General features: G+C 72.7%; 17 protein-coding genes and 4 tRNA genes. 15 read left to right on the forward strand and 6 right to left on the reverse strand.

Translation table 11 applies throughout. The annotated features are described in order from the left end of the window. The first annotated feature begins 144 nt into the window (after nt 1–144). Genes htpX through EF903_RS06615 form a run of 3 tightly spaced genes read left to right on the forward strand, consistent with a single transcriptional unit; the run spans nt 145 to nt 2,463 of the window. Nucleotides 145–1,008 (forward strand): zinc metalloprotease HtpX, encoded by an 864-nt coding sequence (gene htpX, locus EF903_RS06605; RefSeq protein ID WP_125541870.1) that lies wholly within the window; start codon nt 145–147, stop codon nt 1,006–1,008. Continuing rightward, nucleotides 1,005–1,397 (forward strand): YccF domain-containing protein, encoded by a 393-nt coding sequence (locus EF903_RS06610; RefSeq protein WP_125541872.1) that lies wholly within the window; start codon nt 1,005–1,007, stop codon nt 1,395–1,397. Before htpX ends, EF903_RS06610 begins: the two co-directional genes overlap by 4 nt. A 52-nt stretch (nt 1,398–1,449) precedes the next feature. Next, nucleotides 1,450–2,463, forward strand: coding sequence for a glycosyltransferase family 2 protein (locus tag EF903_RS06615; protein ID WP_260614903.1), 1,014 nt, complete (start codon nt 1,450–1,452; stop codon nt 2,461–2,463). A gap of 193 nt (nt 2,464–2,656) precedes the next feature. On the opposite strand, the gene EF903_RS06620 is transcribed toward EF903_RS06615, so the two are convergent. Then, nucleotides 2,657–3,145, reverse strand: coding sequence for a YajQ family cyclic di-GMP-binding protein (locus EF903_RS06620; RefSeq protein ID WP_114053705.1), 489 nt, complete (start codon nt 3,143–3,145; stop codon nt 2,657–2,659). Nucleotides 3,146–3,347: 202 nt separating this feature from the next. On the opposite strand from EF903_RS06620, the gene EF903_RS06625 reads away from it, so the two are divergent. Further along, a tRNA-Tyr gene (locus EF903_RS06625) sits at nt 3,348–3,429 on the forward strand. Nucleotides 3,430–3,663: 234 nt separating this feature from the next. Here the strand turns inward: EF903_RS06625 and EF903_RS06630 are convergent. Then, on the reverse strand, nt 3,664–4,275 hold the full coding sequence (locus EF903_RS06630) for a maleylpyruvate isomerase N-terminal domain-containing protein (protein ID WP_260614904.1): 612 nt from the start codon (nt 4,273–4,275) through the stop codon (nt 3,664–3,666). A gap of 5 nt (nt 4,276–4,280) precedes the next feature. Here EF903_RS06630 and EF903_RS06635 point away from each other — a divergent pair, with 5 nt between their 5' ends. Then, nucleotides 4,281–4,721 carry a DUF3574 domain-containing protein gene (locus EF903_RS06635; protein WP_125541874.1) on the forward strand — a complete coding sequence of 147 codons (441 nt, stop codon included), beginning with the start codon at nt 4,281–4,283 and terminating at the stop codon, nt 4,719–4,721. Between the two features lie 28 nt (nt 4,722–4,749). Here the strand turns inward: EF903_RS06635 and EF903_RS06640 are convergent, their stop codons facing one another. Continuing rightward, nucleotides 4,750–5,406 (reverse strand): SDR family oxidoreductase, encoded by a 657-nt coding sequence (locus EF903_RS06640; protein WP_125541876.1) that lies wholly within the window; start codon nt 5,404–5,406, stop codon nt 4,750–4,752. A 54-nt stretch (nt 5,407–5,460) separates the two neighbouring features. Next, nucleotides 5,461–6,636, reverse strand: a complete 1,176-nt coding sequence (locus EF903_RS06645) for a hydrolase (RefSeq protein ID WP_260614905.1) — start codon at nt 6,634–6,636, stop codon at nt 5,461–5,463. Nucleotides 6,637–6,866: 230 nt separating this feature from the next. On the opposite strand from EF903_RS06645, the gene EF903_RS06650 reads away from it, so the two are divergent. The 7 genes from EF903_RS06650 to EF903_RS06680 all read left to right on the forward strand — a co-directional run bounded on the left by EF903_RS06650 (nt 6,867) and on the right by EF903_RS06680 (nt 9,887). Next, nucleotides 6,867–6,939: transfer RNA gene (locus EF903_RS06650), tRNA-Thr, on the forward strand. 48 nt (nt 6,940–6,987) lie between these two features. After that, nucleotides 6,988–7,060 (forward strand) — tRNA-Met (locus EF903_RS06655). A gap of 89 nt (nt 7,061–7,149) precedes the next feature. Continuing rightward, complete coding sequence (rpmG, locus tag EF903_RS06660) at nt 7,150–7,314, forward strand: 50S ribosomal protein L33 (RefSeq protein ID WP_003956487.1); 165 nt, start codon at nt 7,150–7,152, stop codon at nt 7,312–7,314. 115 nt (nt 7,315–7,429) lie between these two features. Further along, a complete protein-coding gene (locus EF903_RS06665) occupies nt 7,430–7,882 on the forward strand; it encodes a MaoC family dehydratase N-terminal domain-containing protein (protein ID WP_114053709.1) in 453 nt (150 codons plus the stop codon). Nucleotides 7,883–7,884: 2 nt separating this feature from the next. Then, nucleotides 7,885–8,313, forward strand: coding sequence for a MaoC family dehydratase (locus EF903_RS06670; RefSeq protein WP_114053710.1), 429 nt, complete (start codon nt 7,885–7,887; stop codon nt 8,311–8,313). An 11-nt stretch (nt 8,314–8,324) separates the two neighbouring features. After that, nucleotides 8,325–9,446 carry a UDP-N-acetylmuramate dehydrogenase gene (locus EF903_RS06675; protein ID WP_125541878.1) on the forward strand — a complete coding sequence of 374 codons (1,122 nt, stop codon included), beginning with the start codon at nt 8,325–8,327 and terminating at the stop codon, nt 9,444–9,446. An 18-nt stretch (nt 9,447–9,464) separates the two neighbouring features. After that, nucleotides 9,465–9,887: a hypothetical protein gene (locus EF903_RS06680; protein ID WP_125541880.1), complete on the forward strand. Its 423-nt coding sequence runs from the start codon at nt 9,465–9,467 to the stop codon at nt 9,885–9,887. A gap of 39 nt (nt 9,888–9,926) precedes the next feature. On the opposite strand, the gene EF903_RS06685 is transcribed toward EF903_RS06680, so the two are convergent. After that, nucleotides 9,927–10,946 (reverse strand): adenosine deaminase, encoded by a 1,020-nt coding sequence (locus tag EF903_RS06685; protein ID WP_125541882.1) that lies wholly within the window; start codon nt 10,944–10,946, stop codon nt 9,927–9,929. A gap of 342 nt (nt 10,947–11,288) precedes the next feature. Further along, a complete protein-coding gene (locus EF903_RS06690; RefSeq protein WP_125541884.1) occupies nt 11,289–12,515 on the reverse strand; it encodes a pyridoxal phosphate-dependent aminotransferase in 1,227 nt (408 codons plus the stop codon). A 192-nt stretch (nt 12,516–12,707) separates the two neighbouring features. Here EF903_RS06690 and EF903_RS06695 point away from each other — a divergent pair. The 3 genes from EF903_RS06695 (at nt 12,708) to nusG (ending at nt 14,127) form a co-directional block, all read left to right on the forward strand. Next, nucleotides 12,708–12,780: transfer RNA gene (locus EF903_RS06695), tRNA-Trp, on the forward strand. A gap of 105 nt (nt 12,781–12,885) precedes the next feature. Continuing rightward, the gene (secE, locus tag EF903_RS06700) at nt 12,886–13,167 is read left to right on the forward strand and encodes a preprotein translocase subunit SecE (RefSeq protein WP_114053715.1); all 282 of its coding nucleotides are present in this window, start codon (nt 12,886–12,888) and stop codon (nt 13,165–13,167) included. An 84-nt stretch (nt 13,168–13,251) separates the two neighbouring features. Continuing rightward, entirely contained in the window at nt 13,252–14,127 is an 876-nt protein-coding gene (gene nusG / locus EF903_RS06705) for a transcription termination/antitermination protein NusG (RefSeq protein WP_125541886.1), read from the forward strand. Nucleotides 14,128–14,201 lie beyond the last annotated feature (74 nt).

Raw genomic sequence — 14,201 nt, forward strand, 5'->3', positions numbered from 1 at the left:
GGCCGCGGGGGCGGCCGCCGCCGCGCCCCGCCCCGTACGCCGCGGGAACCACGCGCCGCCACCTCGCGTTGACCTGGAAGGGAGGGTCCACTGGACCGTGGAACCCCCGCGAGGTCCCCCGCCGCACCACTTGGAGGGCGTACCGTGCACCGCCGGCACAACGGGCTGAAGACCGCCGTACTCCTCGGCGGGCTGTCCGCACTCATCATCGTCATCGGAAGCCTCTTCGGCCGGGGCGGCCTGATCATCGCCGTCCTGGTCGCCCTCGCGACGAACGCGTACGCGTACTGGAACAGCGACAAGCTGGCTCTACGCGCGATGCGCGCCCGCCCCGTCAGCGAGTTCGAGGCCCCCGCCCTCTACCGGATCGTGCGCGAGCTCTCCACCTCCGCGCGCCAGCCCATGCCCCGGCTCTACATCTCGCCGACCGCCGCGCCGAACGCCTTCGCCACCGGCCGCAACCCGCGCAACGCCGCCGTCTGCGTCACCGACGGCATCCTGCGCATACTCGACGAGCGCGAGCTGCGCGGCGTGATCGGGCACGAGCTCAGCCACGTCTACAACCGCGACATCCTGATCTCGTCCGTCGCCGGAGCGCTCGCCTCCGTGATCATGTTCCTGGTGAACTTCGCCTGGCTGATCCCGGTCGGCCGGTCCAGCGACGACGAGGGCCCCGGCCTCTTCGGCATGCTGCTGGTCATGATCCTGGGCCCGCTGGCCGCCTCCGTCATCCAGCTCGCCATCAGCCGCTCCCGCGAGTACGAGGCGGACGCCTCCGGCGCCCAGCTCACCGGCGACCCCCTCGCCCTCGCCGACGCCCTGCGCAAGCTGGACGCGGGCACCAAGCAGCTCCCGCTGCCCCCCGAGCCCCGGCTGGAGACGGCGAGCCACATGATGATCGCCAACCCGTTCCGCCCAGGCCAGGGCCTTTCTAAGATGTTCTCCACCCACCCCCCGATGGCCGAGCGCATCGCCCGGCTCGAACAGATGGCAGGCCGCAGACAGTGAAGACCATCCTCAACGTCATCTGGCTCGTCCTGAGCGGCATCTGGCTGTTCCTGGGCTACTGCCTCGCGGGCGTGCTCCTGTGCATCACGATCATCGGCATCCCCTTCGGCATAGCCGCCTTCCGGATCGCCGTCTACGCCCTGTGGCCCTTCGGGTACACCGCCGTCGAGCGGCGCGACGCCGGGGCCCCGTCCTGCGTCGGCAACGTGCTGTGGCTCGTCCTCGCCGGCTGGTGGCTGGCCCTCGGCCACATCGCGACCGGCATCGCGCTGTGCGTCACGATCATCGGCATCCCGTTCGGCATCGCGAACTTCAAGATGGTCCCGCTCTCCCTGCTCCCGCTGGGCCGCGAGATCGTCCCCACCGACGCCCCGTTCGCCTCCCGCTAGGGCGGCGCGCGGGCGGCCCGGTACCGAAGCAACCCACGGTCAGGAAGAACCAGTGTCGGCAGCGCGCACGGGCACGACCCTGTCGGTCATCGTGCCGATGTACAACGAGGAGGAGGCCCTCCCCGCCCTCGTCGCCCGGCTCCGCCCGGTCCTCGACGGCACCGGCGCCTCCTACGAGGTCCTCGCCGTCGACGACGGCAGCACCGACGGCACCGCGGAACTCCTGGAGAAGCACCGCGCCGACTGGCCCGAGCTGCGGATCATCCGGCTCCGCGGCAACTCCGGCCACCAGGCCGCCCTCCGCGCCGGACTCCACCGCTCCCGCGGCGCCTACGTGGCCAGCCTCGACGCCGACCTCCAGGACCCGCCCGAGAAGGTCCCGGAGATGCTGGACCTCGCCCGCGCCGAGAACCTCGACATCGTCTACGGCGTCCGCTCCGACCGCAGCACCGACACCGGCTTCAAGCGCCGCACCGCCGGCGCCTACTACTGGCTGATGCGGCGCCTCGTCGGCAAGCAGGTGCCCGCACAGGCCGGGGACTTCCGGCTGCTCAGCCGCGAGGCCGTCGAGGCCCTCAAGGCCCTGCCCGACCAGCAGCAGGTCTACCGGCTGCTCGTCCCCTGGCTCGGCTTCCCCAGCGGCCAGGTCACCTACCGGCGCGGCGAGCGCGTCGCGGGCGAGACCAAGTACCCGCTGAGCAAGATGATCCGCCTCGCCGTGGACGGCGTCACCAACTTCTCCGCCGCCCCGCTGCGCATCGCGACGTGGCTCGGCGCGGTCAGCTTCGTGGCCTGCCTCCTGCTGATCTGCGCCAGCCTCGTCGTGTTCCTCCTCGGCCGGACCGTGCCCGGCTGGACCTCGCTGTTCGTCGCGATGCTGTTCCTCGGCGGCGTCCAGCTGATCTGCGTCGGCCTGCTCGGCGAGTACATCGGCCGCATCTACACCGCCGTCCAGCGCCGCCCCACGTACTTCGTCGGCTACGACTCCGCCGACGCCGGAGCCGACGCCGGAGCCGACTCCGGCCGTGCGGAAGACCGGGAGCCCGGCCGCCCGGACCGCGGCTGACACCCGGGCAACCCCCGCCGCCGCGCCACCGGCAGCAGGGGCGGGCGCCCGAGTCCACCCGTCACGCCCGGGAGGCGGGCAGCCCGGGGCGGACACCGCCGCCGCCCGCCCGCCGCCCGGACCCCGAACGCCAGAACGCCCCCCGGCCGTCCACGACGGCGGGAGGCGCCTGCCCGACCGGGGGCCACCCGGCTCAGCGGTAGTTCACGAACTGGATCGCGAAGTCCAGGTCCTTGCCCTTGAGCAGCGCCTGGACGGCCTGCAGGTCGTCGCGGCTCTTGGAGCTGACGCGCAGCTCGTCGCCCTGCACCTGCGCCTTGACGCCCTTCGGGCCCTCGTCGCGGATCATCTTCGCCACCTTCTTGGCGTTCTCCTGGGAGATGCCCTCCTGGATCGAAGCGAAGATCTTGTACTCCTTGCCGGACAGCTGCGGCTCGCCGGCGTCGAGCGCCTTCAGCGAGATGCCGCGCTTGACCAGCTTGGTCTCGAACACGTCCAGGACGGCCTTCACGCGGTCCTCGGAGTTCGCCTCCATCAGGATCTTCTCGCCCGACCAGGCGATGCTCGCACCGGTGCCCTTGAAGTCGTAGCGCTGCGAGAGTTCCTTGGCGGCCTGGTTGAGGGCGTTGTCGACCTCTTGCCGCTCGACCTTCGAGACGATGTCGAAACTGGAGTCGGCCATGTGCTGTGGCTCCTTGAAGTCGGCTGTCGGTGCCCCGGGGGGCCGCGGCCGGCCATGCCCGGCCCGCTCCGCAAAGCCTAGCCACCGCAGATGGCGCAAGCGCTGATCAATCCGGTGGCGGAGCACCCCGGAGCATCGGGTATTGTTTACGTCGTTGCCAGGGAGCACCGCCGAAAAGCGGTCTCGGAAGGCGACATCCCATGGCGGTGTGCCCGAGTGGCCAATGGGAGCGGACTGTAAATCCGTCGGCTTAGCCTACCCAGGTTCGAATCCTGGCGCCGCCACACTGGAGGAACGGCCCCTGATCTGCGGAAACGCGATCAGGGGCCGTTCTGCGTTCCCCGGATGGCGGGTTAGGGTCGGGGCATGGGTGGGAGGACGTACAGGGCGGGGCTGTGCCGGCGGTGCGGCAAGCCGCTTGTCGACGGCGGGCGGCGCAGGCCGAAACGGTTCTGCAGCCGGTGGCACCGGATCAGGCACTGGATCTCGAACATCGTCGAGGCCGTCATGGACTCCGCCTAGTCCTCCTGCGGCAGTGCCGCCCGCCAGGACCAGGCCGTGCGGCGCGGGCGGTCCGGGAGGGCCGCGCGGCCCGCCGACCACAGCAGGGCGTCCGGGGGCGGGACCGCCGCCGGGGCGTCCGGGAAGAGGCGCGCCAGCACCAGGGCCGACAGGTCGGCCGGCGGGCGCCAGTCCAGGCCGAGGCCCTGCGCGATGTCGTACGTGTGCAGCAGGACCTCCGCCACGCCCATCGCAGCGAAGCCGGCCGGATCGCAGGGCCCCCAGTGCCAGGCGCGGTCGCCGGGGTCCGCCGCGTCGACCGCCGCGCGCAGCAGGCGGGCCGACACCGTCACCGCGCGCAGTGCCTCCCGCGGTGGGGCGCCGGGTTGGACCCGCAGGTCCAGGGGGAGGTAGCCGTCGGCCGGCAGGGCGGCGACCTGGGCCGCGTACGCGAACAGGTCGTGCGCGACGTGCGCCGCCGTCGTCCAGCACGACCATTCGAGTGAACCCGCCCGGACCGTCCAGTCCCGGCCGCCGTGCGGCGACAGGGCCGACAGCATCCCGGCAGCCGCCCGTTCGACGTCGGAGCCCCGAACCCGCCGCATCGTCGCCGCCCCCAGTTCGTTCACCCTGAGTGAAGTGGATCTCAGACACCCGCGGAAAGGTCGGAGGCGGCGTGCTCGCCGCCCTCATCGGCGCAGGCCTCCCCGCCATCGTAGGAGCGGCCCTGGACGGGCCGGCGCCGGAGCCGTACCGGGAGACGCGCCTGTACTTCGGCACGGACCGTCCCGGCGGCGTGCCGCCCGTCACCGAGCAGGAGTTCACCCGGTTCCTCGACCGGGAGATCACCCCCGCGTTCCCGGAGGGGCTGACGGTCCTCGACGGCGTCGGCCGCTGGCGCGCCGGCGACGGCGCCATGATCCGGGAGCAGTCCTACGAGGTCGTCCTGCTGTACCCGGAGAAGGACGCCGGTGCCCGCAGCGCCCGCATCGAGCGGATCCGCTCCGCCTACGAGGAGCAGTTCGCGCAGGACTCCGTCGGGCGGTCCGACGACAAGGTCACCGCCGACTTCTGATACGCGGTCAGGCGGCGCCGCGAGGCGCTCAGTTGCCCGCGACCGCCTTGACGGCCACCGGCACCGGCACCGCGCCGGAGACCAGCTCCAGCGTCAGGCCCGCCGTCGCCGGGGTCTCGACCAGTTCCGCCAGCACCGCCGCCACGTCGTCCCGGGGCACCGCCCCGGGGCCCGTCGCGGCCTCCAGGTCCACCAGCCCGGTCCCCGGGTCGTCCAGCAGCGAGCCGGGCCGCAGCACCGTCCACTCCAGGCCGAGGCGGGTGCGCAGGTGGTCGTCCGCCTCGCCCTTCGCCCGCAGGTAGGCGTCGAACACCTCGCCGCCCTCGTGGCGGGCGTCAGCGCCCATCGAAGAGACCATCAGGAAGCGGCGCACACCGGCCCGTTCCGCCGCGTCCGCGAAGAGGACCGCTGCGCCCCGGTCCACCGTGTCCTTGCGGGCGGCCCCGCTGCCCGGCCCGGCGCCGGCGGCGAAGACGGCGACGTCCGCGCCCGCCAGGATGCCCGCCACGTGGTCGACGGTCGCCGACTCCAGGTCGCAGAGCACCGGTTCGGCGCCCGCCTCGCGCAGGTCGTCCTCCTGCGTGCGGTCGCGGACGATGCCCGCGACCCCGTACCCGCGCGCGGCGAGCAGCCGCTCCAGCCGCAGCGCGATCCGACCGTGTCCACCCGCGATGACGATGCGCATGAGGCGACCGTACGACGACCCGGGCCCGCCCGCCCGCGCACGGCCGCCGCCCGCTCAGGGGCCCGGCTCCATCCGGCCCTGCCGGGGCAGGTCGAGAGCCGCCGCGACCGCCGAGTCGCAGTACTCCCGCACGGCGCTCGTACGGGCCACCACGCGCCCCCGGTGCACCACGATCCGGCTGTACGCCAGCGACAGCACCCCGGCGATGCGGTCCCCGCGCACCGCGAGCAGCTCCGCCGGAGCCCCCGGCTCCACCCGCACCTCCGGCAGGCCCATCGCCTCGCGGGCGGCGGTGCCGACCGCCTCGTACGCCTCCGCGGGCCGCAGCCCGCCCTGCGAGGCCAGCAGGTAGGCGGCCTCCAGGGGGTCGCCGCGGCCGACCGGGTTCCCGGCGTCGCGCAGGGCCCCGCTGCCGGCCGCGACCCGGACCCCGGCGGCCCGCAGCAGCCGCACCGGCGCGGTGCGCAGGCCGCGCCGCTCCAGGGCCGCGCAGTCGCCCTGGGGCAGGCAGGTGACCCGTACGCCCGCCTCGGCCAGCCGGTCGGCGGCCCGGTGCGCGGCCTCCAGCGGCAGCCGCGACAGGCCGCCGCAGGGGCCGATCACGACGCCCGGGCGCAGTCCGCGGGCCATCGCGGCGATCCGGGCGAGGCCGTCCGGGTCGCCGCCGTCGGTGTGCAGGTCGACGGGGCAGCCGTGCTCGGAGGCGAGGCCCAGGACGACTTCCAGGTGGCCCGCGGGGTCCGGGTCGAGGTCGGGACAGCCGCCGACGACCGAGGCGCCCATGCGGACGGCGTCCCGGAGCATGGCGCGGCCGTCCGCGCCGGCCGTGCCGGAGAGCAGCCGGGGCACGGCGGCGGCGGTCAGGTCGGTGAGGCCGCGCAGGGAGCGGCGGGCCTGGAGGACGGCCTCCAGCGGGCCGAGGCCGTGTGCGCCGCCGATCCGGACGTGGGAGCGGACGGCGGTGGCGCCGTGGCCGAGCTGGAGCAGGGCGGCCTCGGTGGCCCGCCGCTGCACCTCCTCGGGGGCGTGGGAGACGGGCCCGGCGCAGTCGGCGGTCAGGGCGGTGTCCCCGTGGGCGTGCGGCTCGGCCGGGGCGGGCAGCAGCAGCCAGCCGGTGAGGTCGACGTACGGCTCGGCGGCTGCGGCGGCTGGCTGTCGGACATCGCGCTCCTGCGGGGACTCGGGGCGGCGGTCCCGGACCGGTCGGCTCGGCCCGCGGCCCAAGATCACGCGTTCCCGCGAGCCTAGGGCGCGGGGCTCCCGGCATCGCGGAGGAGCGCAATAGTCGTACCGCCGCGCCCGCTTCCCGCATCGGCCGCGAAGCCCTCCGCGAGGCCCTCCCGGCGCCTGGCGCGGCCGCCCGCAGCCCGGTCCGGAACGGCCCGGATGGGCCCCCGCCGGCAGGCCCCGGCAATGGATTTGGGCGATGGGCGGGCAACCGTGTAATGTCTTCCTCGCTCGCCCCAATAGCTCAGTCGGTAGAGCGTCTCCATGGTAAGGAGAAGGTCTGCGGTTCGATTCCGCATTGGGGCTCTGGTGAGAGAGGCCCCCCGCCTTAGGGCGGGGAGCCGATCACATCAAAGCGGCGTAGCTCAGTCGGTAGAGCAAGCGGCTCATAATCGCTGTGTCACCGGTTCAAGTCCGGTCGCCGCTACCCACAGTAGCCGATTGCGGGGTCGGTCTCCCGATCGGCTACTCTTTTATGCGTTCGATCCGTCCATTAGTCCGTCAAGGAGCACTCACGTGGCTGCCACCGACGTCCGCCCGAAGATCACGCTGGCCTGCGTGGAGTGCAAGGAGCGGAACTACATCACCAAGAAGAACCGGCGCAACAACCCGGACCGTCTTGAGATGAAGAAGCACTGCCCGCGCTGCAACTCGCACACCGCGCACCGCGAGACCCGCTGACACCGGCGAAGTCTCCGATTCAGGCAACGTCATGAGGTCGTCCCCTGCAAAGGGGGGCGGCCTCGTGTCGTTTCCGCGATCATTTTCCACTTGCTCAACCAGGAGGTAGGGAGCCATGGCGCTCGACCAGTCCTTCGTCGGGCGGAGCTACCCGCCCACCGATCCCTACGAGGTCGGCCGGGAGAAGATCCGCGAATTCGCGGTGGCTGTCGGGGACGCCCATCCCGTCTACACCGACCCCGAGGCCGCCAAGGCCGCCGGGTACCCGGACGTGATCGCCCCGCCGACCTTCGTGTTCGCGATCACCTTCGCCGCCGCCGGGCAGGTCGTCGCCGACCCGCAGCTCGGCCTCGACTACAGCCGCGTCGTGCACGGCGACCAGAAGTTCGCCTACACCCGCCCCGTCCGCGCCGGCGACCGCCTCTCGGTGACCTCCACCATCGAGGCCGTGAGGACCATGGCCGGCAACGACATCATCGACATTCGCGGCGAGGTCCACGACGAGACCGGCGAGCACGTGGTGACGGCGTGGACGAAGCTCGTCTCCCGCGCCCCCGAGGAGGCCTGACGATGACCGCGCAGATCAAGTACGACGACGTCGAGGTCGGCACCGAACTGCCCGCCGCCTCCTTCCCCGTGACCCGCGCCACGCTCGTGCAGTACGCCGGCGCCTCCGGCGACTTCAACCCCATCCACTGGAACGAGCGGTTCGCCAAGGAGGTCGGGCTGCCCGACGTCATCGCCCACGGCATGTTCACCATGGCCCAGGCGATCCGCGTCGTCACCGACTGGGCCGGCGACCCCGGCGCCGTCGTCGAGTACGGCGTCCGCTTCACCAACCCCGTCGTCGTCCCCGACGACGGCACCGGCGCCGTGATCGACGTCACCGCCAAGGTGGCCGCCAAGCTCGACGGCAACCAGGTCCGCGTCGACCTCGTCGCCACCGCCGCCGGCCAGAAGGTCCTCGGCCGCTCCCGCGCCGTCGTCGCCCTCGCCTGACCGGCACCGGCATCCGGCACCCGTACGGTCCGTGGCCCCGCAGGGATGCGGAGGGCACGGACCGTACTCTTGTCCACGTGCAGGAACTCCACGACGCCCCCCTCGCCCCCCTGACCACCTTCCGCCTCGGCGGTCCCGCCACCCGGCTGGTCACCGCGACCACCGACGCCGAAGTGGTCGAGACCGTCCGCGCCGCGGACGAGAGCGGCACCCCGCTCCTCGTCATCGGCGGCGGCAGCAACCTGGTCATCGGCGACCGCGGCTTCGACGGCACCGCCCTGCGCATCGCCACCACCGGCTTCCACCTCGACGGCACCCGCCTGGAGCTCGCCGCCGGCGAGAACTGGTCCGACGCCGTCGCCCGCACCGTCGAAGCCGGCCTCGCCGGCATCGAATGCCTCGCCGGAATCCCCGGCTCCGCCGGCGCGACCCCCATCCAGAACGTCGGCGCGTACGGCCAGGAGGTCTGCGACACCATCACCGAGGTCGTCGCCTACGACCGCGTCCGGCGCGAGACGGTCACCCTCACCGCCGCCGAATGCGCCTTCGCCTACCGCGACAGCCTCTTCAAGCACGACCCCGACCGGTACGTCGTCCTGCGCGTCCGCTTCGCCCTGGAGGACGCCGGCGGCATGTCCGCGCCGATCAAGTACCCGGAGACCGCCCGCGCCCTCGGCGTCGAGGCCGGCGACCGCGTCCCGGCCGCCGCCGCCCGGGAGACCGTCCTGCGGCTGCGCGCCGGCAAGGGCATGGTCCTCGACCCCGACGACCACGACACCTGGTCCGCAGGCTCCTTCTTCCACAACCCGATCCTCGGGGACGAGGCCTTCGCCGCCTTCCTCGCCCGCGTCGAGGCCCGCCTCGGCACCGGCACCGTCCCGCCCGCCTACCCCGCCGGAGACGGCCGCACCAAGACCAGCGCCGCCTGGCTGATCGACAAGGCCGGCTTCACCAAGGGCTACGGCACCGGCCCCGCCCGCATCTCCACCAAGCACACCCTCGCCCTGACCAACCGCGGCGAGGCCACCACCGAGGACCTCCTCGCCCTCGCCCGCGAGGTCGTCGCCGGCGTCCGCGAGGCCTTCGGCGTCACCCTCGTCAACGAGCCGGTGACGGTCGGCGTCAGCCTCTGAAGGAGCCCCGGCGCCGCCATGCACTGCCCACTGCACGGGGCCGGAACGGACCCCGCCCGCCTGGTGGGGCGCACGATCCGCCGGATCGTCGCGTCCTGGCACGTCTGCGAGGGGGAGCGCTCCGAGGCCCCCCTCGACGTCTGGCTCATCGACAGCGAAGGCGACTCCACCCGCATCAGCACCGGCTCCGACCGGTGCCTCATCGTCGAGTCCGCCGCGCCCCACGAGCCGTACGACATGGGGGAGTGGGGCCGCATCGACGTCGGCGAGGACCTCGGCGACCACGCCCTCCTGCCCCACGTCGGCGCCACCGTCGCCGGCGTCGCCGAATTCGCCGCGCCCGGCGCCGGCCGGGCCCGCCTGGAACTCTCCTTCGACGACGGCGCCCGCGTCCGCGCCGACTGCTGGCACGGCGACCTCCGCCTCACCCGCGCCCGCTGACCCCGGCCCGGCCGCCGCCCTCCGGCCCCGCCGCGTCCGCTACCCCGCCAGCCAGTGGTCGATCCCCGCCAGCAGCTTGTCCTGCACCTCGTGCGGCGCGGCCGACCCCCGCACCGACTGGCGCGCCAGCTCCGCCAGCTCCGCGTCCGTGAACCCGTGGTGCCGGCGGGCGATCTCGTACTGCGCGGCCAGCCGCGACCCGAACAGCAGCGGGTCGTCCGCGCCCAGCGCCATCGGCACCCCCGCCTCGAACAGCGTCCGCAGCGGCACGTCCTCCGGCCGCTCGTACACCCCGAGCGCCACGTTCGACGCGGGGCACACCTCGCACGTCACCCCCGCCTCCGCCAGCCGCCGCAGCAGCGTCGGATCCTCGGCGGCCCGCACCCCGTGCCCGATCCGCGCGGCGTGCAGATCGTCCAGGCAGTCCCGCACCGACGCCGGGCCGGTGAGCTCACCGCCGTGCGGCGCGGCCAGCAGCCCGCCCTCCCGGGCGATCGCGAACGCCCGGTCGAAGTCGCGGGCCATGCCGCGGCGCTCGTCGTTGGACAGCCCGAAGCCGACGATCCCCTGGTCGGCGTACCGGACGGCGAGGCGGGCCAGCGTGCGCGCGTCGAGGGGGTGCTTCATGCGGTTCGCGGCGAGCAGGACGCGGATCCCGAGCCCCGTGTCCCGCGAGGCCGCCCCGACCGCGTCGAGGATCACCTCCACCGCCGGGATCAGCCCGCCCAGGTGCGGGGCGTACGAGGTCGGGTCGACCTGGATCTCCAGCCAGCCGGCCCCGTCGCGGACGTCCTCCTCCGCTGCCTCCCGCACCAGCCGCTGGATGTCCTCCGGCCGGCGCAGGCACGACCGGGCGGCGTCGTACAGCCGCTGGAAGCGGAACCAGCCGCGCTCGTCGGTGGCGCGGAGTTTCGGGGGCTCCCCGGCGGTCAGCGCGTCCGGGAGGCGCACGCCGTACTTGTCGGCGAGCTCCAGCAGGGTCGACGGGCGCATGGACCCGGTGAAGTGCAGGTGCAGATGGGCTTTCGGCAGAAGCGTGAGATCGCGTACGTGCTCCATCTGGAGATCCTGCCGTACCGCGGCGCTCGGCGGGAGGGTTTTCCCGATCGGGGTGCCGCCCGAACGGAGGACCGGTGGCGGCGGGTGGGCCGCTGCGCGGAGCCCGGGCCCCACCCCGTCCCTTCCCGAAACCGGGGCCCGCAGCCCCGGACCCCGCCCAGGGATCCGCCCCGGACCCCGCGCCGCAAACGCCGGCGGGGCTGGACTGCCCGGGGCTCCGCCCGGACCGGCGCCTCAACGCAGGCGGGGCTGGACTGCCCGGGGGCGTGGCCGGAAGGGCCCCGGAAAACGACGGAGCGGCGCCGCCCCCGTGGGGACGGCGCCGCTCCGGAGCGGTGGCGGTCAGGCCTTGGCCTCGGCCAGGAGCTTCTGGATCCGGGACACGCCCTCGACCAGGTCCTCGTCGCCCAGGGCGTACGACAGGCGCAGGTAGCCGGGTGTACCGAAGGCCTCGCCGGGGACGACCGCGACCTCGGCCTCGTCCAGGATCAGCGCGGCCAGCTCGACGGAGGTCTGCGGGCGCTTGCCGCGGATCTCCTTGCCGAGCAGCTCCTTGACCGACGGGTACGCGTAGAACGCGCCCTCGGGGACCGGGCAGAAGACGCCGTCGATCTCGTTCAGCATCCTCACCATCGTCTGGCGGCGGCGGTCGAAGGCCTTCCGCATCTCGGCCACCGCGTCCAGGCTGCCCGAGACGGCCGCGATCGCGGCGACCTGCGCCACGTTGGAGACGTTGGAGGTGGCGTGCGACTGGAGGTTCGTCGCGGCCTTCACCACGTCCTGCGGGCCGATGACCCAGCCCACCCGCCAGCCGGTCATCGCGTACGTCTTCGCGACGCCGTTGACGATGATGCACTTGTCGCGCAGCGCCGGGACCAGCACGGGCAGCGAGGTGAACTTCGCGTCGCCGTAGACCAGGTGCTCGTAGATCTCGTCCGTCAGGACCCACAGGCCGTGCTCGGCGGCCCACTCGCCGATCGCCTTCGCGTCCTCCTCGCTGTAGACCGCGCCGGTCGGGTTCGAGGGGGAGACGAAGAGGAGGACCTTGGTGCGCTCGGTGCGCGCCGCCTCCAGCTGCTCGACGGAGACCCGGTAGCCGGTGGTCTCGTCGGCGACGACCTCGACCGGGACGCCGCCGGCCAGGCGGATGGACTCGGGGTAGGTGGTCCAGTACGGAGCCGGGACGATGACCTCGTCACCCGGGTCGAGGATCGCGGCGAACGCGTTGTAGATCGCCTGCTTGCCGCCGTTGGTGACCAGCACCTGCGAGGCGTCGACCTCGTAGCCGGAGTCGCGCAGCGTCTTCTCGGCGATCGCCTTCTTCAGCTCCGGCAGGCCGCCGGCCGGCGTGTAGCGGTGGAACTTCGGGTCGCGGCAGGCCTCGACCGCCGCCTCGACGATGTAGTCGGGAGTCGGGAAGTCGGGCTCGCCCGCACCGAAGCCGATGACCGGGCGCCCGGCGGCCTTCAGGGCCTTGGCCTTGGCGTCCACGGCGAGGGTGGCGGACTCGGAGATGGCGCCGATACGGGCGGACACGCGGCGCTCGGAGGAAGGCGTTGCAGAGGTCATGCGGCCATCGTCCCAGACCGCCCGCGGCGGCGGCACACCGTTCCGGACATCGGACGGACCAGCCCGATCACGCGCTCTGTTCGACGTCAGGGCCTCGAGCACGTACACTCACCTGTCGTTGGACCTCGCCGACCACTCCAGAGCGTGAGCACTCCGTGCACTCGCCCGGATGCGGTAGGTTGGGGTGCACAAAGGGTCGTAGCTCAATTGGTAGAGCACTGGTCTCCAAAACCAGCGGTTGGGGGTTCGAGTCCCTCCGGCCCTGCTCCACACTCCTTCTCGGATGTGTGCGCAGGTACGTACTTCGATGCAACGCCGTGCGGCGCAACCGGGCGCGGCCACGGCCCCGACCCGGATTCAGGTGAGAGACGTGACGGACGCCCTGGGCTCCATCGACAAGCCTGACGCCGAGGACGAAGCCCGCGAGAAGAAGGCCCGCAAGGGCGGCAAGCGCGGCAAGAAGGGTCCTCTGGGCCGGCTCGCGCTCTTCTACCGCCAGATCGTCGCGGAGCTCCGCAAGGTCGTCTGGCCCACCCGCAAGCAGCTCTCGACGTACACCACCGTGGTGATTGTCTTCGTCGTCATCATGATCGGTCTGGTGACCGTGATTGACTATGGGTTCCAGGAAGCCATCAAGTTCGTCTTCGGCTGATCCCCGCGGAGGGCGGCGCCTTGATGGGTGCCGCCCCTTTTCGCATGTTCCACCACCTTTTGTATCCAGGAAGAAGCAGCCACCGTGTCTGACCCGAACCTGAACGCGAGCCACGACTCCGTCGAGTCCGTCGAGGACGAGCTCGACACCGTCGAGGCGGCAGACGCTGTGGAGCCGGACGAGGCAGAGCTCGCCGACACCGAGGACGCCGCGCCGCACGCCGAGGACGAGGTCGACGAGGTCGAGGACGAGGCCGGCGCCGACGCCGAGGACGCCCCGGCCGCGGAGGCCGTCGACGCCGAGGACGAGGCAGCCGACGCCGACGCCGAGGAGGCCGAGCCCGTCGACCCGGTCCAGGCGCTCCGCGACGAGCTGCGCCTGCTGCCCGGCGAGTGGTACGTCATCCACACCTACGCGGGCTACGAGAAGCGCGTGAAGGCCAACCTGGAGCAGCGCGCCGTCTCGCTGAACGTCGAGGAGTTCATCTACCAGGCCGAGGTGCCCGAGGAAGAGATCGTCCAGATCAAGAACGGCGAGCGCAAGAACGTCCGGCAGAACAAGCTGCCCGGCTACGTGCTCGTCCGCATGGACCTGACGAACGAGTCCTGGGGCGTCGTCCGCAACACCCCCGGCGTCACCGGCTTCGTGGGCAACGCCTACGACCCGTACCCGCTGACCCTGGACGAGATCGTCAAGATGCTCGCCCCGGAGGCGCAGGAGAAGGCCGCCAAGCAGGCCGCCGAGGAGGCCGGGCTGCCCGCGCCCGCCGTCAAGCGCACCATCGAGGTCCTCGACTTCGAGGTCGGCGACTCGGTCACCGTCACCGACGGCCCGTTCGCGACGCTCCAGGCGACCATCAACGAGATCAACCCGGACTCGAAGAAGGTCAAGGGCCTCGTCGAGATCTTCGGTCGCGAGACCCCGGTCGAGCTGAGCTTCGACCAGATCCAGAAGAACTGATCTTCTGAACCACAGCTTCCGGACAGGTCAGACAGCCCCCTCGGGGCTCGTCTGACCTGCTCGGTTTCGAGCCC

The sequence above is a fragment of the Streptomyces sp. WAC05292 genome (assembly GCF_003949955.1).
GTDB classification, from domain to species: domain Bacteria; phylum Actinomycetota; class Actinomycetes; order Streptomycetales; family Streptomycetaceae; genus Streptomyces; species Streptomyces globosus.

Bases quoted from the DNA above. Each gene is read 5' to 3' on its own strand.
- EF903_RS06665 (WP_114053709.1), top strand. From the start codon at position 7,430: ATGGCGCTCGACCAGTCCTTCGTCGGGCGGAGCTACCCGCCCACCGAT.
- EF903_RS06670 (WP_114053710.1), top strand. From the start codon at position 7,885: ATGACCGCGCAGATCAAGTACGACGACGTCGAGGTCGGCACCGAACTG.
- EF903_RS06620 (WP_114053705.1), bottom strand. From the start codon at position 3,145: ATGGCCGACTCCAGTTTCGACATCGTCTCGAAGGTCGAGCGGCAAGAG.
- EF903_RS06680 (WP_125541880.1), top strand. From the start codon at position 9,465: ATGCACTGCCCACTGCACGGGGCCGGAACGGACCCCGCCCGCCTGGTG.
- EF903_RS06640 (WP_125541876.1), bottom strand. From the start codon at position 5,406: ATGCGCATCGTCATCGCGGGTGGACACGGTCGGATCGCGCTGCGGCTG.
- EF903_RS06690 (WP_125541884.1), bottom strand. From the start codon at position 12,515: ATGACCTCTGCAACGCCTTCCTCCGAGCGCCGCGTGTCCGCCCGTATC.
- EF903_RS06685 (WP_125541882.1), bottom strand. From the start codon at position 10,946: ATGGAGCACGTACGCGATCTCACGCTTCTGCCGAAAGCCCATCTGCAC.